The following is an 18,183-nucleotide window of genomic DNA, read 5'->3' on the forward strand; positions in this document are numbered from 1 at the left end:
CAACTGGCCCATGCGAATCAGCAACTGGTTCGAGTCGCAGGAGCGCTGGAGGCGGGGTGCGGCAACGCCCGGCCTCCGGCCTCGCCAGAAGGTGAGAGTGACCGTGGTTCTCCGCATCTTGTTGATCGCGCTCGGCGGCCTGCTCCCGGGCTTCGCGCTCGGACTCCTCGCGTTCCGGGCCAAGTCCCGCTGGTGTCCGCGCTGCGGCGAGTCCACCCACGCCATCCACCGGACCCAGACCCGATGACCACACCGGATCCGCCCGACCGCACCGACCTCCCCATCGGGCGCCGCGTCGCCCAACTCCGTACCCGACTCGGCATGACCCAACAGGTATTCGCCGACCGACTCGGCAGATCGAAGAGCTGGGTCGACAAGATCGAGCGTGGCGTGCGTACCCTCGATCGGCTCTCCGTCATCGAAGCCGTCGCCGCCGTCCTCGGCGTCGACCCGGAAGTCCTACTCCCCCATCCCACCCACCGCGCACCCGCCACCGGCCTCACCGTCGCCATCGAACGCGTCCGCGCCGCACTCGCCTGCTACCCCACCCCCGCCACCACCACCGACGAACCCCAGCAACCCTCGCCGCCGGCACACCTCGACAGCCGGCTAAGGCACGCCTGGGCCGCCTACCGACACGCCCACCACCCACAGGTGATGCGGCTGCTACCCGATCTGCTCACCGACATCCGGCACGCCGAGACGACCGCCGGCACCGAACACACCGCCGATCTTCTGGTACGCGTCTACCGCCTCGCCGCCCAAACCCTGGTCAAGCTCGACGCCGCCGACCTGGCCTGGCTCGCCGCCGATCGGGCGATGGCCGCCACCGGAGGCGACCCACGGCGTACCGCCGTCGCCGCCGTCCCGCTCGCCCAGGCACTACGCGCGCTGGACCGGGGACGGCTCGCGATGGCCGCCACCATCACCGCCGCCCACCGCCTCCTCCCCGCACACTCCCGCGCCACCACACCGAACGATCTCGCCCTGGCGGGCACCCTGCTCGCCGAGGCCGCCATCGCCGCCGCCAGCTGCGCCGACGCCACCGCCGCACACGACCTCGCCAACCGCGCCACCCGACTCGCCACCGCCCTCGGCGACCATCCCCGCCCCGACAACGGCGATCTCGGATTCGGCCCCACCACCGTCGACCTCGCCCGCGCCCTGATCGCCACCGAACTCGGCGACAGTCAGCAGGCCATCGCCACCCACCAGCACGCCACCGCCAGCGGCGCCTGGAACCGGCTACCCGCCGAACACCGGGCAGCTCACCTGATCGACATCGTCCGCGCCCACCTCGACGCCGGCGACCCGCAGGCAGCCGGACGCGCCCTCGTCACCGCCGACCGCATCGCCCCGGCCGAGACCCGTACCCGCCCCACCGCCCGCGCCGCGCTGACCGCCGTACTCCGCACCGGCCCCACCCCCGCCGACGTCACCCGACTCGCCGCCACCGTCGGCCTGACCCGACGGTGACCGCAGCACGCCACGACACCCACCAGCTCTTCACCGTCATCGGAAGCACCTGACCCAACGTGCGAACCGACCCGGGCATCGGCATCAGCGCAGGTCGTACCGGTCGAGGTTCATCACCCGGTCCCACGCCGACACGAAGTCCCGCACGAACTTCTCGTCCGCGTCGAAGCTCGCGTAGACCTCCGCGTTGGCCCGGAGCTGGGAGTGCGCGCCGAAGACGAGGTCGACGGCGGTGCCGGTCCACCTGATCTCGCCGGTGGACCGGTCCCGGCCCTCGTAGACGTTCTCCGCCGACTCGGCGACCTTCCATTCCGTACGCATGTCGAGCAGGTTGACGAAGAAGTCGTTCGTGAGCGTCCCGGGCCGGTCGGTGAAGACGCCGTGCGGGGACTGCCCGGTGTTGGCGTTCAGCACCCGCATCCCACCGACCAGCACCGTCATCTCGGGTGCGCTCAGGTTCAGCATGAACGCCCGGTCCAGCAGCAGGGTCTCCGGCGACAGCTTCTCCCCGGCCCGCAGGTAGTTGCGGAACCCGTCGGCCTTCGGTTCGAGCACGCCGAACGTCTCCACGTCGGTCTGCTCCTGTGACGCGTCCGTCCGGCCGGGCGTGAACGGGACCGTGATGTGGTGGCCGGCGTTCCTGGCCGCCTGCTCGACGGCCGCGCACCCGGCCAGCACGATCAGGTCGGCCAGCGACACCTTCCGGCCGCCGGACTGTGCCCCGTTGAAGTCCCGCTGGATCCGTTCGAGTGCCGTCAGCACGCCTGCCAGCTCAGCCGGGTCGTTGACCTCCCAGTCCTTCTGCGGGGCGAGGCGGACGCGGGCCCCGTTGGCCCCACCCCGCTTGTCGGTGGCGCGGAAGCTGGCCGCCGAAGCCCAGGCGGTGGCGACCAACTGGGCGACGGAGAGCCCCGACCCGAGGACCGTCTCCTTGAGCGCGGCGATGTCCTCGGCGGTGACCAACTCGTGGTCCACCTCGGGAACCGGGTCCTGCCACAGCTGCGGCTCCGGAACCCACGGGCCGAGATACCGCGAGACCGGTCCCATGTCGCGGTGCAACAGCTTGAACCAGGCCTTGGCGAACGCCTCCTCCAGCTGCTCCGGGTGCTGCCAGAACCGCCGGGCGATCGGCTCGTAGCTCGGGTCGACCTTCAGCGCCAGGTCCGAGGTGAGCATCATCGGGGCGTGCCGCTTCGACGGGTCGTGCGCGTCCGGCACGGTGCCGTCCGCCGAGGCGTCCTTCGGCCTCCACTGCTTCGCCCCGGCGGGGCTGGTCGTCAGCTCCCAGTCGTACCCGAAGAGGTTCTCCAGGTAGTTGTTGTCCCACCGGGTCGGCTCGGTGGTCCAGGCGCCCTCCAACCCGCTGGTCAGCGTGTCGGGGCCCTTGCCGGTGCCGTAGGAGTTCTTCCAGCCGAGACCCTGCTGCTCGACGGGGGCGGCCTCCGGCTCCGGGCCGAGGTACTGCGGTTCGACGGCGCCGTGCGCCTTGCCGACCGTGTGACCGCCGACGAGCAGCGCCACCGTCTCCTCGTCGTTCATCGCCATCCGGGCGAAGGTCTCCCGGATGTCCCGGGCGGACGCCAGCGCGTCCGGGTGGCCGGCCGGCCCCTCCGGGTTCACATAGATCAGACCCATCTGTACGGCGCCGAGCGGAGCCGTGAGTTCCCGGTCGCCGCTGTAGCGCTCGTCACCGAGCCAGGTGTCCTCCGGACCCCAGAAGATCTCCTCCGGCTCCCAGATGTCCTCGCGCCCGAACCCGAACCCGAAGGTCTTGAACCCCATCGACTCGTACGCGCAGTTGCCGGCGAAGACCAGCAGGTCCGCCCAGGAGAGCTTGCGGCCGTACTTCTGCTTGATCGGCCAGAGCAGCCGGCGGGCCTTGTCCAGGCTCGCATTGTCCGGCCAACTGTTCAGCGGTGCGAACCGCTGCGAACCGCTGCCGCCCCCGCCCCGACCGTCGGCGATCCGGTACGTGCCCGCGGCGTGCCAACTCATTCGGATGAAGAACGGCCCGTAGTGGCCGTAGTCGGCGGGCCACCACTCCTGCGAGGTCGTCATCAGCTCGAAGAGGTCCCGCCTGAGCGCGTCGACGTCGAGTTTCTTGAATTCTTCCCGGTAGTTGAAGTCCTCACCCATCGGGCTGGTCCGGGGCGCATGCTGGTGCAGCACCGAGAGGTCCAACTGGTTCGGCCACCAGTCCCGGTTCGTTCTCGGCCGGGTGGCCTTGACGGTGGGCGCGGGGATTGCCGGGTTTTCACTTTCGCTGACGCTCTCGGTCGCGGCCTTCTTGTCAGACACGTCTGTCCTTCCTGTCTCGGTCTGCTAACTGATTCCCCCTCCCATTGGTTGCTTTGGCCTGGCGCGGTGTCCGTCGGTCCGAGCGACCCTGCCTACTCGTCCTCGGCTCGTTCCTACTCGTCCTCGGCGAAGACGACGTCCCGGCGCTTGCGGATCGCCGGCAGGATGGCGAGGACGAGCGCCGCCACGGTCACGGCCAGCAGCACCGCGGAGATCGGCCGGGTCACGAAGACCGACGCGTCGCCGCGGGAGATGATCAGCGCCCGCCGCAGGTTCTCTTCGAGCAGCGGTCCGAGGACGAAGCCGAGCAGCAGCGGCGCCGGCTCACACCCGCACTTGATCAGGACGTAGCCGAGGATCCCGAAGAACACGATCGCGTAGACGTCGTAGGCGTTCAGACTCAGCGAGTACGTGCCGATCGCCGCGAACAGGATGATCATCGGGAACAGCACCTGGTACGGGATGCGCAGCATGCGTACCCAGACACCGATCAGTGGCAGGTTCAGCAGCACGAGCAGCACGTTGCCGATCCACATCGACGCGATCAGTCCCCAGAACAGCGCCGGTTCGTCGGTGATGACGTTCGGGCCGGGAGTGATGCCGTGCACGATGAAGGCGCCGACCATCAGTGCCATCACCGGGTGGGCGGGCAGCCCCAGGGTGAGCAGCGGGATGAACGACGTCTGTGCGGCGGCGTTGTTCGCCGACTCGGGGCCGGCGACGCCTTCGATCGCGCCGCGCCCGAACTCCTGCGGCCGCCCTGACACCCGCTTCTCGACGGCGTACGAGGTGAACGAGGCCAGCACGTGACCCCCGCCGGGCAGTACCCCGAGGGCGGAGCCGAGGCCGGTGCCCCGCAGGATCGGGCCGACGATCCGGCGCCGGTCCTCCGCGGTCGGCCAGAGGTTCGTCACCCTGCCCACCACGGCCGAGCGGGTCTGCTCGTTCTCCAGGTTCCGCAGGATCTCGGCCACCCCGAACATGCCGACGGCGACCGACACGAACTCGATGCCGCCGTACAGTTCGCGCTGGTCGAAGACGAACCGGGGGGTACCGGTGTAGATGTCCTGGCCGACCGTGCCGAGCAGGACGCCGAGGGCGATCATCGCCAGTGCCTTGAGCGCCGAGCCGCGCGCCAGCGCGATCGACACGATCAGGCCGAACAGCACCAGCGAGAAGTACTCGGCCGGGCCGAACCGCAGCGCGACACTGGCCAGCGGCGGGGCGGCGACGGCCAGCGCGACGGTGGCCACCGTACCCGCGAAGAAGGAGCCGATCGCGGCGACGGCCAGCGCCGGCCCGGCCCGGCCCTGTTTGGCCATCTCGTGACCGTCGAGCGCGGTGACCGCCGCCGACGACTCACCGGGCAGGTTGATCAGGATGGCCGTGGTCGAGCCGCCGTACTGCGCGCCGTAGTAGATGCCGGCCAACATGATCAGCGCGGTCACCGGCTCGAAGCTGAAGGTGATCGGCAGCAGCATCGCCACCGTCGCCGTCGGCCCGATGCCGGGCAGCACGCCGACCGCCGTCCCGAGCAGTACCCCCAGGAAGCAGTAGAGGACGTTCTGGACCAGGAAGGCGGTCGAGAAGCCCAGCGCCAGGTTTTCTAGAAGTTCCATGCCTCGTTCCGGTGATGTGTCAGAACCGGATGGTGCGTCGGACCCGGATGGTGCGTCAGTGCGTCAGAACTGGAGCCACGGGCCCCACAGCGGGATCCGCAACTGGAGTCCGACGACGAAGATGAGCGTGCTGGCGACGGTCAGCACGGCGGCCACGGCCACCGCCGTCAGCGGCCGGACGCGCCGGCTCGCCAGGGTGGTGAGCAGGGCGGTCACCGCCGAGGTCGGGACGAACCCGAGCCGCCGGACCGTGAGTCCGAAGAACACGACCGCGAGCACGATCGCGGCCAGCGCACGCCAGGGAACCGTCCCGAACGAGGCCACCTCGCCTGCGACGAACCCCTTGACGACGATCGCCAGCCCCAGGGCGGCCACGATCGCGCCCACCAGCAGCGGAAAGTAGCCGGGGCCCATCCGCAGCAGGGAGCCCAGCTCGTAGCCGCGCGCGCCCACCATGAACGCGGCGCCGATCAGGACGAAGACTCCCCCGGCCAGGATGTCCGGGAGGGAGCGACGACGCTCCACCTCAGGAGACCCCGACCCCGGCGTCAGCGATGATCTTCGACCAGGTGCCGAGCTGCTCCTCGAGGTGCGCCCGGTGCGCCTGCGGAGTCGCGTCCTCGGCCGGCACCGGGGCGGTGCCGAGTTTGGCCATCTGGTCGATCACTGCCTGGTCGGCCAGGGCCGCCTTCAGCGCCTCGGAGAGCTTCTGGACGATCTCCTCCGGGGTGTCGGCCGGCACGTAGAGGCCGTGCCAGACGCTGACCTGGAGCTGCGGCAGCCCGGCCTCGGCCGTGGTGGGCAGGTCGGGCAAACTCTTCACCCGCTCCGGGGTGGTGACCGCGTACGCCTTCACCTTGCCCGCGGAGATCTGGCCGCTGGTGTTCGTGGTCTGGTCGCACATGAAGTCGACCTGGCCGCCGACGAGGTCGGTCAGCGCGGGACCGGTCCCCTCGTACGGGACCTCCTGGAGCTTGACCCCGGCGGCCTCCTGGAACAGCAGCCCGCACAGGTGGGACGCGGCACCGATGCCGGCGTTGGCCAGGGTGACCTTGTCCGCGTTCGCCTTCACGTGGCTGACCAGGTCCGGCAACGTCGCGGGCGCGAAGTCCTTGCGGGCCACGATCGTCATCGGCACCTCGGTGACGAGCCCGACCGTCTCGAAGTCCTCGACCGGCTTGTAGCCGAGGTTCTTGTACAGGGCGGGTGCGGTGGACATTCCGATGTGGTGCATCAGCACCGTGTAGCCGTCGGGCTCGGCCCGCGCGACCTCGCCGGCGCCGACCGTACCGCCGGCACCCTCGACGTTCTGGATGACGATCTTGCCACCGAGTTGCTTGGCCATCGGGTCGGCGATCATGCGGGTGACGGTGTCCGTCGGGCCGCCCGCGCTGAACGGTACGACGATCGTGATGTTCTGGTCCGGATAGTTCCCGGCGTCGCCTCCACCGCCCGCGCCCCCGTTGTCGGCGCAGGCCGCGACGAGCGAGACGACGCCGATCGCGGCGATCGTCCGCGCAACAGCCCGGTGCCTGGTGGTCGTTCCCATATCGCGGCCTCCTCCGTGCAGCGCGCAACCGTCGGCGGGTACGCGGCCCCAGTCTCGGCCGACATGGCCGCGGATGGTGTCAGAGAAATCCCAAGGAATGCGTCGGATGTCAGAGAAATCCCAAGAACTCGGGAGGGGACGTGAATACCTCCCGGAGTTCGAGGCAGACGCGAGCGTCGATCCGGCCGTACAATCCGCCGGTATGCGGATCACCGTCATCGAGGATGACGACCGCGTGGCGCGCGGTCTGGTGACCGTCCTGGCCCAGGCGGGCTTCGAGGTCCACCGCATCGCCACCGCCGCCGAGGCCGGGCGTGCCGCCTCGTCCGACGTCGTCCTCGTCGACCTGGGCCTGCCCGACGGCGACGGACTCGACGTGATCCGCAGGCTGCGCGACCGGCCGGAGACCGCCGTCATCGCGGTGACCGCCCGGTCCGAGGAGCACGAGCGGGTCCGTGGCCTGCGCGCCGGTGCCGACGACTACATCGTGAAGCCGTTCGGCATCCCCGAACTGCTGGCCCGGATCGACGCCGTGCTGCGGCGCACCCGGGCGGCCCGGGCCATGGGCCACCCCGACGAGCCGCTCGTGCGGGGTCCGCTGCGGATCGGCGTCGGCACCCGCGAGGTCACCGTCGGCGGCACGCCGGTGACGCTCACCCGCAAGGAGTTCGAGCTGATCCTGCTGCTGGCCCGGCGGGCGCCGAACGTGGTCAACCGGGACGCGATACTGGACCAGATCTGGGGCGCCACCTGGGAGTCCTCCAGCCGGACCCTGGACACCCACATCGCGGCGCTGCGGCACAAGCTCGGACCGGAGGTACCCATCCGGACGATCCACGGGGTCGGCTATCGGCTCCTGGCCGACCAGCCGGAGCTGATCGGCTGACCCGCCGTGCACCGTCGCCTGCTCGCCGTCCTGGTGCCCCTCGCGGTGCTGCTCGTCACCGCGCTCGGGGTGCCGCTCGGCATCACCGTCGCCGAGCGGGAGATGCAGGAGACCTACGTCGACCGACTGGGCGACGTCGGCCGGTACGCCTCGCTGGCCGAGACCGCGCTCTCGACCGGGCGTACCGAGGCGCTCCAGCAGGAACTGACGCGCTACCACGAGCTGTACGGCATCCCGGTCGCGGTGATCGACACGTCGGGTACGGTGCTGCTCGGGCCGGCCGGCGCGTACCAGGCGGCGGCGCGCTCCGAGCCGGCGCTGCCCCGGATCGTGACCGCGGCGCTGGCCGGGGCGAGGTCCGAACCGTCCGGGGAATGGGCACCGTGGGACGACTCCGCGCTGGTGGTCGCCGAGCCGGTGGGGCGGGACAGCGAGGTCGTCGGCGCCGTCGTGACGATCTCCGACCTCTCGGCGACCCGCGACCACATCCTGATGCGGTGGGCCCAGCTCGCCGGGCTCGGGCTGCTGCCGATGCTGGCGTTGGTCGCCGTCGCCTGGCCGGTGTCGGCGTGGGTACTGCGACCGGTGCGCGGGCTCGACGCCGCGACCTCGCGGATCTCCCAGGGTGACCTCACGATCCGCGCCGACGCCGAGGCCGGCCCGGTCGAGCTGCGACGGCTGGCGCGGTCGTTCAACACGATGATGGACGCGGTCGAGAACGCCGTACAGCGGCAGCGGGCGTTCGTCTCCGACGCGTCGCACCAGTTGCGCAACCCGCTGACCAGCCTCCGGCTCGCCGTGGAGAGCCTGGAACCGCACCTGCGACCGGACGGCGACGGGCGGCAGGTGTACGACGTCGCCGTCGAAGAGCTGAAGGCGATGCAGCGGCTGCTGAACTCGCTCCAGGCCAGTGCACGGATGGAGAGCATGCGACCGGCGTCGCCGGTGGAGCTGGACCCGGTGCTGGCGACCCGGGTGAACCGGTGGCGTGCGTTGACGTCGACAGCGGGGAAGACGCTGGTGGTCGACGTACCGCCGGGGCTGCGTCTGCTGGAACCGCCGGGTGGGCTGGGCAGCATCCTGGACGAGTTGATCAGCAATGCGTTGCGGCTGTCCGACGCGGAGGTGGTCCAGGTCGGCGCCCGGGTCGTCCCCGGCGGTACCGGCGACGGACCCGGCGACGGCGACGCGACCGGCGGGGTGGTCACGATCGCCGTCCGTGACGACGGTCGGGGCATCGAGGCGTCCGAGCGGGCCAAGGCGCTCCGGAGGTTCTGGCGGTCGCCACGACACCAGAACGTGCCCGGCACCGGTCTGGGACTCGCGATCTGCGCCGACCTGGTCGGGGCGGCCGGCGGCGAGCTTCGGCTGGAGGAGGGCCTGCCGCGCCCGGACGGTTCCGGGCATGGATTCGCCGCGGTGGTCGCGCTGCCGGTCGTACCCCGGGCGACGCCGCCGGCTGCCGCCCCGGCGCCACCGCCGGCATGACCGCGCCGCCGACATGACCGCCACCGCCGGCATGACCGCACCGCCGACATGACCGCCACCGCCGGCATGACCGCACCGCAGGCATGACCGCACCGCAGGCATGACCGCCACGGCCGGCATGACCGCCACCGACGACATGACCGCAGGGCCGGCGTGACCGAGGTCCGGGTTTCGTCGGCGGTCAGCGCTTGTGGTCGCGGAACCAGGCCGTCGCGCCCGGGTGCAGCGGGATCGACGCGGTGGAGATCCCGGTACGCACGTTGATCTGCCACACCTGGGGAAGGGCTTCGGCGTCGCCCCGGCCAGCCGACGTGATCGTGCCGGCGTGCACGAAGACCGTGTCGGTGATGGCGTAGACCAGATCCTCGGGCAGGTCGTCACGGACGAGAAGCACGTTCGGCACGGCGACGGTGCGGGTGGCCTGGACCCCGGAGTAGGCGGTCGCGGTGATCATGGCCGGTGCGTAGGGGCCGGGGTATGCCACGACGAGCCCGTCGGCCTGTTCGTCCAACGGGATCAGCCGGATCGGGTGCCGCTGCGCCAGATCCGTTATGGCGGGTGTCGGTACGCCGGTCAGCGAGAACATCGCGTCGATCTCGCCGTCGCGCAGCGCCGCCGCCGACTCGGCCTGGCTGAGGTACCGGCCCTCGGTGTCCGTCGGCCCGAGATCGAGCACCCGCAGGGACGTGAACTCCGTGCCCGAGTCGCGCGCGCCCAGGGAAACCCGTTTGCCCTCGATCTCCCGGAACTCGTCGATCGTCGAGTCGGCCATCACCACGAGATGCAGGTGACTGTCGTAGAGCCGGCAGATCGCCGAGAGCCCCTCCGGCACCCGGCCGTCGGTGGTGATCACCGCGTCCAGGCTGGACAGCCCGAGCTGCACGTCGCCACCGAGCAGCATCCGGATGTTGTCGGTGGACGCCCCGCTCGGCACGGTGCTCACCGTGGCGCCCGGCACCTGCCGGGTGATGCGTTCGGCCAGCGCACCGCCGATGCGCCGGTACACCGCCCCCGCCGGGCCGGTGCCCAGGCGCAGGTGGACCTCGTCGACCTCGGGCTGCCGCGAACAACCGGCGAGCAGCCCTCCGGCGGCCAACAGCGCCGCCCGCCGGCTGAGCCGCAGCTCCGGGATCAGCTCCATGCCGAGATGGTACGGACGGAGGCTCTCCCTGGCTGCTCACCGCGGTCGCCCACGGCGTCGTCCGGCTACCGGATCTGCCGCGCCGCCACGTGGAACTCCCGGCGGTACCACAGCAGTGGTTGGGCCGACGCCTGGGTACGCACCTCGACCGGCTCACCGAGCAACAGATCGTGATCACCGGCCAGGATCCGGTCCACCCGCCGGCACCGGAACGCGGCGTGGGCGTCGGCCAGCAGCGGCACCATGGTATCGGCGCAGACGAGGAAGTCCTGCTCGGCGAAGCGGTCTATCCCCCGGGTCGCGAACCGGCGGGCAACGTGCTGATGCTGCTCGCCGAGGAGGTTCACCACGAACCAGGGTGCCTCGGCGAGCACGTCGAGGCAGCTCGACTCGTGCGCCACCCCGACCAGCACGAGGGGCGGGGTCAGCGACACCGACATGACCGAGCTCGCGGTGAACCCCCACCACCGGCCCTCGTGATCCCGCGTCGTCACCACCGCCACGGGTGCGGCCAGGTACGACATCGCCTCCTTGAAGGCGGCGGGATCGAGACCGGCCTGGCCGCTGTACGCCTGCAACCCCACGACCTGCCTCCGTTTCGTGGATTCCGCGGACTTCCCACTTCCCCCGCCCGTGCCCGAGGTGCCCGGACCTGACCTCGGTGTCCGCACCGTCACCCGGGCGTCCGCAACGCCCTTCCGCATCGGCGGGCCACCGCCTCGGCGCCGCGCAACCGCTTCGGGGTCGCCGTGCCCAGTCCGGCGTGCACCTTCCGCAATCCGTGACTGCGCGCGACCTGCCTCGGCCCGTGGAAGATCAGGCATGCGTAGAGCGCCCGGCGGGCCGGGCTGCTGTGCTCGGGGAGCCCCACCTCGTACACCTCCAGTTCGTCGTGGAAGCGCAGCAGGGTGAGGACGCCCTCCTCGTCCCCGGCCCGGGCGTGCAGCACGAGGACGGAGACCTCCGCGCAGTCGTCCCACTGGTCCATCCGGTACCGGACCAGCGCCGGGTGGTCCGTCGTCTGCATGCGGTTGTTGTGCGCCGCGATCAGGTCGCAGGCGCTCCCCCGGTAGTCCCGCCACGGCACCGCCTCGACCGTGATGCCGTGCTTGGCCATCTGGCGTTCGTCGGCCCGGATAGTGTGCCGCACCTTGCTGGGCAGCGCGTCCGGGGACCCCAGCACGACCTCCTCCGGGTACGCGAGATCCTCGTACTCGGCCAGCCATTCCATCGGGCCGAACAGCGTCTCGGCCAGCCGCTGCTGCCGAGGGTCGAGGTAGCCGAAGTAGAGCGACCGCCCGGCGAGTTCGGTAACGGTGGCCACCGCGTCGGAGACCGCACGGAGCACCTCCGGCTCCTCCCGGCACCGTAAACTCCCCCGGATCTCCAAACGCCCGCCGATCAGGGCGCTCTTCTCCGGGACCGGCGACTCCGCCTGGCCCCAGGCGACCGGCGAGTGGATCTGGTCGGACCACTGTTCGCCCCGGCCCAGATAGATCGGCAGCGCGGCGCACAGCCGCGGCCCGTCGCGGACCACGACGTACCGCGGCTCCCAGCGAGGGTCGTTCGACATCTGTACCAGCCGGCCGTGGCAGCCGAGCGCGCCGACCGCCTCGTCGAGCTGGAGGAACTCCTCCGCCCCGACGTCGTCGAGGTTGTCGGTGACCACCGTAACGAGCGCCATGTCCTACCCCGCCCGGTATTCGAGTGCGGTTACCGACCAGCTGAAGCCCATCCCGCTCGCGGCCAGCAGCACCAGGTCGCCGTCGTCGAGCGCCGCCCGGTCCCACACCTGGCGCAGCGCGATCGCGGTGTCCGCGCAGCCCATGTGCCCCAGCTCCGAATGGTTGAAGACGCTGCGGTCCGGGGACAGGTCGAGCGCCTTCAGCAGGCGGTGCTGCACGTTCCGGTCGTTCTGGTTGACCAGCAGGTAGCGCACGTCCGCCAGCCGCCGCCCGGCCCGCTCCAGGGTCTGCTCGACCAGCGCCACGTAGTTGTCCGTGTACGCCTCCGCGAGCCCCTTCCGGTTGCCCCGGCGCCGCAGCCGGATCCCCCCGTCGTGGTACTCGCCCCCGTAGTGGTCACACCAGCTCGGATCGGTGTGTGCCGACGACGCCAGGTACCCGAAGGAGTGACCGGACCCGCCGACAAGCAGGGCCGCCGCCGCGTCGCCGAAGTTGAACAGCCCCTTCGAGTCCGGATCGGCGCGGTCCACCACCCCGCTGAACCGCTCGCCCACCACCACCAGCGCCCGCTCGTCGCCGCCGGGGGCGATCCCGCCGGCGGCGATCCCGAGCCCGGTCATCAGGGCGTTGCAGAAGTTGACCACCTCGAAGCAGTGCGCCCCGGTGATGCCCAACTCGTCGGCGACCTTGGCCGCGGGTGACCAGAAGGGCATGTCCCAACAGCCGCTCCCGGCGTAGATGACCTTGCCGACGGTCGCCGGGTCCGTGCCGGTACGGTCCAGGATCGTGCTGGCGGCGTCCACCGCCAGCTCCCACGCCTGCTCCTCCGGCGCCAGGACCGGGAACTCCTTGCCGTGCGTGATCTCCAGGATCTCCGGCAGGGAGACGCCGGAGCTCTCGTGCAGCTGGTCGACGGTGATCCGGCCCTCCGGAAACGCGACCTCGACGTCCACGATTCCGGCCCGGGCCGGCGCCCCGGGCTCGATCGGCATCACCGGTCACACGCCTTTCGTAGCTGGTCGAGGCGGGTCAGGCCGGACAGCACCGAATCGACCGGCAGGCCGAAGTCGATGAGGCAGGCGACCTCGTCCACCCCGGCGTCGCGGTACTGGTCGACCACCTGCCGGGCCTTCGTCACGGTGCCCAGCAGGCCATGGTCGAAGTACCGGGTGAAGGCGCGGTCCAGCAGGAACTCGGTGTCCTCGGCCGACAGCTTCGACAGGTCGACCGCGCGCTTGCCGTCCGGCCGGGAGCCCACCATCAGCCCCAGCGAGCTGCGCATGTACCCGGTCAGCGGCTCCCGCACCAGCTCGCGGGCCGCCGCCTCGTCCTCGTCGAGATAGGTGTGGATCATCAGGGCGACGTGTCCCGGCCACCCGTCGGCGTCCGGGCGACCGGCCAGCGCCGCGCGGTACTCCTTGATCTTGACGGAGAGGGTGTCCAGGTCCTGGTCGAGCAGGTGGGTCAGGACCCCGGCGCCGAGTTGGCCGGCCATCCGGAACGTCTCCACCCCGCCCGCGCTGGTGATCCAGACCGGCAGCTCCGGCTGCACCGGGGGCGGGTAGACGCGTACCTCCTGCGTCTCCCCCACGCCGTCGACCACCGAGACCGCCTCGCCCCGCCACAGTCTCCGCACCGTCGCCACGTACTCCCCGAGCAACCGCTTTCGCTCGGCGTAGTTCTCCGGCCGGAGCGCGTAGTCGGTGGCGTGCCAACCGGACGCGAACGAGATGCCCACCCGCCCGTGCGAGAGGTTGTCGACCACCGACCACTCCTCGGCGATCCGCAACGGATGGTGCAGCGGCGCGACGACGCTGCCCGCCCGGATCTTCACCCGCTCGGTGACCGCCGCGATCGCGGCGCTGGTCACCGACGGGTTGGGGTAGAGGCCGCCGAACGGGTGGAAGTGCCGTTCCGGGGTCCAGATCGCGGCGAACCCGAACGCGTCGGCGAACCGGGCGCCCTCGCGCAGGAGCCGGTACCGGTCGCTGTCCTCCTCGTTGCTGTTGTTGGCGAAGTAGAAAAGACTGAAATCCACTGTGACCTCCCCGATCGCAGATTCGGTCAGCTGTCGGTCGCGGCGACAGGGCTCGCCGCGGGAGGAACGGGCTCGGGCGTGCCGGTTGCCGGGTCCGAGGTGGAGCCGCCGGGAGCGGCGACCGGTCGGGTGCGCCGCGCCCACCGGGTCAGCGGTGGCACGACGGAACCGGCGACGAGGAACACGACGGCGAAGACCAGCCAACCGCCGTACCCGAGCGCGGCGAGCGCGCCGGTGATGGCGAGCGGGGCGACCATGGAACCGAGCTGTGTCGACGTCTCGAACAGGCCCTGGTACTGCCCCTGCGCGCCGTCCCGGGCCAGGCCGTAGCTCAACGACCAGGCTCCGGCGCTGTGCCACATCTCACCGAGGACGTGGGCCAGGGTGCCGGCGATCAGGATGATGGCGGCCAGCCACACCCCCTGCCCCTTGGCCAGGGCGAAGATCACGCAGCACAGGGCGAACGCCAGCGAGGCCCGGCGCCAGATCCGGACCCCGCCGGCGACGTCCTCGGCGCCCCGGCTGGCCCGCACCTGGAACAGGATGACGGTCGCGGTGTTGATCAACAGCAGGACGGTGAAGAAGAACGGCGGTGCCGAGGTGTGCTGGCTGATCCAGATCGGCATCGCGACGATCAGCAGCGCGTCACTCATCACCAGCACGCTGTTGACCAGCGACACGGCCGCGTACGGCAGGTCCCGCAGCACCACCCACTTCGGCCCGCCGTCCTCGTCCGAGGCGGTCGGGGTGGCCGGTACCGCGGGCACCCGCAGGAAGGCGAGGCCGGAGAGCACGAACAGCCCACCGGCCGCCACCAGCAGGGCTACGTACGCCGACCGCGAATCGATCAGCAGCGCCGACCCGCCGATCACGGCACCGAGCGACACCCCGATGTTGGCCATCGAGCGCATGTAGGCCCAGGCCCGCACCCGCTCCTCGGGCGCCAGGAGGGCGGCCAGCAGCCCGCCCCGGGCGGCGTTGGAGCCGGACTCGATCGCGAGTACCACCGCCGCGGCCAGCAGCAGGCCGACGAAGTTGGTGACCAACGCGTACCCGCAGGTCACCAGCCCTAGGACGAAGAGCAGGGTGACGGTCACGCCGCGCGCCCCCCGCACGTCCGCCAGCCGACCGGCCGGCACGCTGGACAGCATCCCCGCCCCGGCGCCGACCGTCAACGCGAGGCCCACCCGCTCCGGCGCGATCCCGACGACCCGGGTGAAGTACAGCACGCTGATCGTCATGATGATGCCGTGCGCCGTCGTCTTGGCAAGGTTGCTGATCGCCAGCAGCCGGACGAGCCCGGCGGGGGGAATGATGTCCCGGAGGAATGACATGGTCCGTGCGCTCCCGTCAGCCGTTGCCGGCCAGAACTGTCTCCCGCAACGCGTTGCGGTCGACCTTGCCGTTGACGTTGAGGGGGAAACTGTCGCGGTGGTAGAGCCGCCGCGGCACCAGGTGGATCGGTAGGTAGGTCCGCAACCACCGGGCGAATTCCGGGTACGGCAGGTTGCGGCCGGTGTAGAAGGCCACCAGCTCGGTGGTGTCCGCCTCGCGTACCGTGACCGCCGCCGCCTGGGTGACGTCCGGATGCCGGGTCAGCACCGCCTCGATCTCGCCCAACTCCACCCGGTAGCCACGAATCTTCGTCTGCTGGTCGAGCCGGCCGAGGTGGACCAGCTCGCCGTCCTCCCACCGCACCCGGTCCCCCGTGCGGTAGTAGTGCTCGGGCGCGGGCACGGTCTCGTCCGAGGGCAGGAACCGGTCGCCCTCGGCGGCCAGGAACCGCCCGCGGTTGTCGTCCGGGTCCAGGTATCCACCGAACCGCTGCACCCCCCGGACGCAGAGTTCGCCCTCTGCCGCGGACCGGCCCTCCTCGTCGACGATCACGTGGTCGAGGAACTCGTACACCGGCCCGATCGGCACGGTGTCGTTGGACGTCCGCGGCCACCGGTCCGGATCGGCCGGCAGCCGGTACTCGGTACAGGCCACGGTCAGCTCGGTCGGGCCGTACACGTTGTCCAGGTGGGCCTGCGGGGCGATCGCCCGCCACGCCCTGGCCTGCCGGTATGTCAACTGCTCACCGATGAAGATGCTCTGCCGCAGCACGGTGGGCCGGTCCGTCGGCAGGTTGCCGAGGTTCGCGCTGACCGAGACCACCGACGGCACCGAGAACCAGTGGGTGATCGCCCGGTCGGCCAGGTAGTCCACCGGCGTCAACAGGTCCGTCCGGGTCGGTGGCACGAGCGTCGCCCCGCCGCCCCAGGTGACGAAGAGGTCGAAGACCGACGGATCGAAAGTGAGGTCGAAGGTGTGCGAGACCCGGCAACCGGGCCCCACCTCGTACCGGGCGATGTTGCGGGCCACGTACGGCGACGCGTTGCCGTGGGTGATCGGAACCCCCTTCGGCGTACCGGTGGAGCCGGAGGTGAAGAGCACGTACGCCACGTCCTCCGGACCGGTGCGGTACTCCGGAAGGGCGTCGGGCCGCCCACCGAGCACGTCGGCCTCGGTGAGCCGCAGCACCGCGCCGACGGTCCCGGCGAGGTCGTCCAGCTGTGCCGCGCCGCTCTCGTCGGCGATCAGCACGTCGGCACCGATCGCCTTGCAGATGACCTGGTTGCGGTAGCTCGGGTGGCCCGGGTTCAACGGCACCACGGTGGCGCCGAGGCGCGCCGCGGCCAGGTAACCGGCGAACGCCACCAGGCTGCGGGTGGCCAGCAGCACCACCCGGGCCGGCGGGCCGTTCCGCGCCGCGAGGATCCGGCTGGCGATCACCTCCGCGCACCGGCGCAGCTCCCGATAGCTGAGCACCGGGTCGACGAGGTCGAGCGCGGGCGCGTCCGGCTGCCGCTCCACCGTCCGGGCGAACCACTCGTAAAGGGTGGTGGGAACCCCTTCCGACACCGGCAGCTCCCACCGGACCAGGTCCGTGCCGGCCCGCAGCAGGTCCACCGCGTGCACCCTCATCGTGCTGGGCGGGCACCTGCGCTCCGGCCGGAGGTGCAGCCGCTGCACCCCGTCCGTGGCGTCCGGCACGTCGAGGTGGCAGTCGCACGGATCATCACCGAATCCGGCGAACCGGTAGGCCACCTCCATCATCCGATTGCGGTCGGTCGACCGGAAGTCGGCGACCACATGGCTGCCCGCCGAGGCCGCCCGGTCGGAGATCCAGTTCAGCAGCACCGTTCCCGCACCGAACACGACCACCCGGCACGACGTCGCCAGAAGCTTCAGGTGCCACACCGCCGGATACTTCTCCAGCAGGACGATGCCGACCGCGCCGTGCGGCCCGAAGCGGTCGCTCATCGTCACGACGAGGACCTCGTGCCGAGGATCGGTCAGCAGCGTACGCAGCGTCGCGTCCGAGTAGTGCACGCCGGTCGCGTTCATCTGACTGGTACGCAGGGTGAGCTCCTCCGCCCGGGCGAGGTCCTCCTTGTCCGCCCGCCGGATCCACATCCTCAGGTCGAGCGTGCGCAGGAACTCCTCGTCCGGTCCACCGAACTCGGCCCGGGCCGCGTCACGCGCGAACCCGGCCTGGTACATCACCCGGCGACGCCGGGAGTCCTCGGTGACCGTACTCGGGGTGAACTCGGGCAGGTCGAGCAGCTCGGTCGCCTGTTCGGCCGGATAGCACCGCACCTCGGACAGCCGGTAGGCGACCTCCGCCCGCTCGCTCGGCTGGTCGTCGATGAACGCGATGGTGCGCGGCGCGAAGTTCAGCTCGTCCGCGATCGCGGCGATCGCGTCCGACTTGCGCCCCCAGCCGATCTGCGGCAGGACCAGGTACTCCGCCACGCCGAGCCGCTCCAGCATCGCCCACGCGTGGTCGTGATCGTTTCGACTGGCCACGGACTGCAGGATGCCGCGCTCGTCGAGCCCGACGATGACCCGGCGAATCTCCTCGGAGAGCCGTACCTCGCCGTCTTCCAGCAGCACGCCCTGCCACAGGGTGTTGTCCAGGTCCCACACCAGGCACTTGACCGCTTCGGAACTCACCTCG

The 18,183-nt window shown here is 71.0% G+C and carries 15 protein-coding genes; 4 read left to right on the plus strand and 11 right to left on the minus strand.

The annotated features are described in order from the left end of the window. Window positions 1-103 precede the first annotated feature (103 nt). Together ABNF97_RS22955 and ABNF97_RS22960 are read left to right on the plus strand one after the other, a co-directional pair. Window positions 104-247 carry a hypothetical protein gene (locus tag ABNF97_RS22955; protein WP_349339745.1) on the plus strand — a complete coding sequence of 48 codons (144 nt, stop codon included), beginning with the start codon at window positions 104-106 and terminating at the stop codon, window positions 245-247. Then, window positions 244-1,476 (plus strand): helix-turn-helix domain-containing protein, encoded by a 1,233-nt coding sequence (locus tag ABNF97_RS22960; protein ID WP_130464556.1) that lies wholly within the window; start codon window positions 244-246, stop codon window positions 1,474-1,476. The genes ABNF97_RS22955 and ABNF97_RS22960 overlap by 4 nt, the downstream gene beginning before the upstream one ends. Window positions 1,477-1,560: 84 nt before the next feature. Here ABNF97_RS22960 and katG read toward each other — a convergent pair whose 3' ends face one another. The 4 genes from katG to ABNF97_RS22980 form a co-directional block, all read right to left on the minus strand. Beyond that, complete coding sequence (gene katG, locus ABNF97_RS22965) at window positions 1,561-3,774, minus strand: catalase/peroxidase HPI (protein WP_349339746.1); 2,214 nt, start codon at window positions 3,772-3,774, stop codon at window positions 1,561-1,563. A gap of 113 nt (window positions 3,775-3,887) precedes the next feature. Beyond that, entirely contained in the window at window positions 3,888-5,393 is a 1,506-nt protein-coding gene (locus tag ABNF97_RS22970) for a tripartite tricarboxylate transporter permease (RefSeq protein ID WP_349339747.1), read from the minus strand. Between the two features lie 63 nt (window positions 5,394-5,456). Then, window positions 5,457-5,918, minus strand: coding sequence for a tripartite tricarboxylate transporter TctB family protein (locus ABNF97_RS22975; protein WP_349339748.1), 462 nt, complete (start codon window positions 5,916-5,918; stop codon window positions 5,457-5,459). A gap of 1 nt (window position 5,919) precedes the next feature. Beyond that, window positions 5,920-6,942 carry a tripartite tricarboxylate transporter substrate-binding protein gene (locus tag ABNF97_RS22980; RefSeq protein ID WP_349339749.1) on the minus strand — a complete coding sequence of 341 codons (1,023 nt, stop codon included), beginning with the start codon at window positions 6,940-6,942 and terminating at the stop codon, window positions 5,920-5,922. 202 nt (window positions 6,943-7,144) lie between these two features. Here ABNF97_RS22980 and ABNF97_RS22985 point away from each other — a divergent pair, with 202 nt between their 5' ends. Both ABNF97_RS22985 and ABNF97_RS22990 read left to right on the plus strand, forming a co-directional pair. Further along, a complete protein-coding gene (locus ABNF97_RS22985; RefSeq protein WP_130464560.1) occupies window positions 7,145-7,828 on the plus strand; it encodes a response regulator in 684 nt (227 codons plus the stop codon). 6 nt (window positions 7,829-7,834) lie between these two features. After that, complete coding sequence (locus ABNF97_RS22990; protein ID WP_349339750.1) at window positions 7,835-9,316, plus strand: sensor histidine kinase; 1,482 nt, start codon at window positions 7,835-7,837, stop codon at window positions 9,314-9,316. Window positions 9,317-9,497: 181 nt separating this feature from the next. Here the strand turns inward: ABNF97_RS22990 and ABNF97_RS22995 are convergent, their stop codons facing one another. From ABNF97_RS22995 to ABNF97_RS23025, 7 genes are all read right to left on the minus strand, one after another. After that, complete coding sequence (locus tag ABNF97_RS22995; RefSeq protein ID WP_349339751.1) at window positions 9,498-10,457, minus strand: TAXI family TRAP transporter solute-binding subunit; 960 nt, start codon at window positions 10,455-10,457, stop codon at window positions 9,498-9,500. 65 nt (window positions 10,458-10,522) lie between these two features. Next, window positions 10,523-11,041, minus strand: coding sequence for a flavin reductase family protein (locus ABNF97_RS23000; protein WP_349339752.1), 519 nt, complete (start codon window positions 11,039-11,041; stop codon window positions 10,523-10,525). 89 nt (window positions 11,042-11,130) lie between these two features. Beyond that, on the minus strand, window positions 11,131-12,141 hold the full coding sequence (locus ABNF97_RS23005) for a hypothetical protein (RefSeq protein WP_130464563.1): 1,011 nt from the start codon (window positions 12,139-12,141) through the stop codon (window positions 11,131-11,133). Window positions 12,142-12,144: 3 nt separating this feature from the next. Then, window positions 12,145-13,134 carry a 3-oxoacyl-[acyl-carrier-protein] synthase III C-terminal domain-containing protein gene (locus ABNF97_RS23010; protein ID WP_130464564.1) on the minus strand — a complete coding sequence of 330 codons (990 nt, stop codon included), beginning with the start codon at window positions 13,132-13,134 and terminating at the stop codon, window positions 12,145-12,147. Beyond that, complete coding sequence (locus ABNF97_RS23015; RefSeq protein ID WP_349339753.1) at window positions 13,134-14,180, minus strand: MupA/Atu3671 family FMN-dependent luciferase-like monooxygenase; 1,047 nt, start codon at window positions 14,178-14,180, stop codon at window positions 13,134-13,136. Before ABNF97_RS23015 ends, ABNF97_RS23010 begins: the two co-directional genes overlap by 1 nt. A gap of 26 nt (window positions 14,181-14,206) precedes the next feature. Further along, window positions 14,207-15,514: an MFS transporter gene (locus ABNF97_RS23020; protein WP_130464566.1), complete on the minus strand. Its 1,308-nt coding sequence runs from the start codon at window positions 15,512-15,514 to the stop codon at window positions 14,207-14,209. 16 nt (window positions 15,515-15,530) lie between these two features. Next, the gene (locus ABNF97_RS23025) at window positions 15,531-18,179 is read right to left on the minus strand and encodes an amino acid adenylation domain-containing protein (RefSeq protein WP_349339754.1); all 2,649 of its coding nucleotides are present in this window, start codon (window positions 18,177-18,179) and stop codon (window positions 15,531-15,533) included. Between the last annotated feature and the right edge of the window lie 4 nt (window positions 18,180-18,183).

It is taken from the genome of Plantactinospora sp. B6F1, from assembly GCF_040120695.1.
Taxonomy (GTDB): Bacteria; Actinomycetota; Actinomycetes; order Mycobacteriales; family Micromonosporaceae; genus Plantactinospora.

What these genes read in the sequence shown, in the direction of transcription:
- ABNF97_RS22960 (WP_130464556.1), top strand. Translation starts at nt 244, where the DNA reads ATGACCACACCGGATCCGCCCGACCGCACCGACCTCCCCATCGGGCGC.
- ABNF97_RS22970 (WP_349339747.1), bottom strand. Translation starts at nt 5,393, where the DNA reads ATGGAACTTCTAGAAAACCTGGCGCTGGGCTTCTCGACCGCCTTCCTG.
- ABNF97_RS22980 (WP_349339749.1), bottom strand. Translation starts at nt 6,942, where the DNA reads ATGGGAACGACCACCAGGCACCGGGCTGTTGCGCGGACGATCGCCGCG.
- ABNF97_RS22985 (WP_130464560.1), top strand. Translation starts at nt 7,145, where the DNA reads ATGCGGATCACCGTCATCGAGGATGACGACCGCGTGGCGCGCGGTCTG.
- ABNF97_RS22995 (WP_349339751.1), bottom strand. Translation starts at nt 10,457, where the DNA reads ATGGAGCTGATCCCGGAGCTGCGGCTCAGCCGGCGGGCGGCGCTGTTG.
- ABNF97_RS23005 (WP_130464563.1), bottom strand. Translation starts at nt 12,141, where the DNA reads ATGGCGCTCGTTACGGTGGTCACCGACAACCTCGACGACGTCGGGGCG.
- ABNF97_RS23010 (WP_130464564.1), bottom strand. Translation starts at nt 13,134, where the DNA reads ATGCCGATCGAGCCCGGGGCGCCGGCCCGGGCCGGAATCGTGGACGTC.
- ABNF97_RS23020 (WP_130464566.1), bottom strand. Translation starts at nt 15,514, where the DNA reads ATGTCATTCCTCCGGGACATCATTCCCCCCGCCGGGCTCGTCCGGCTG.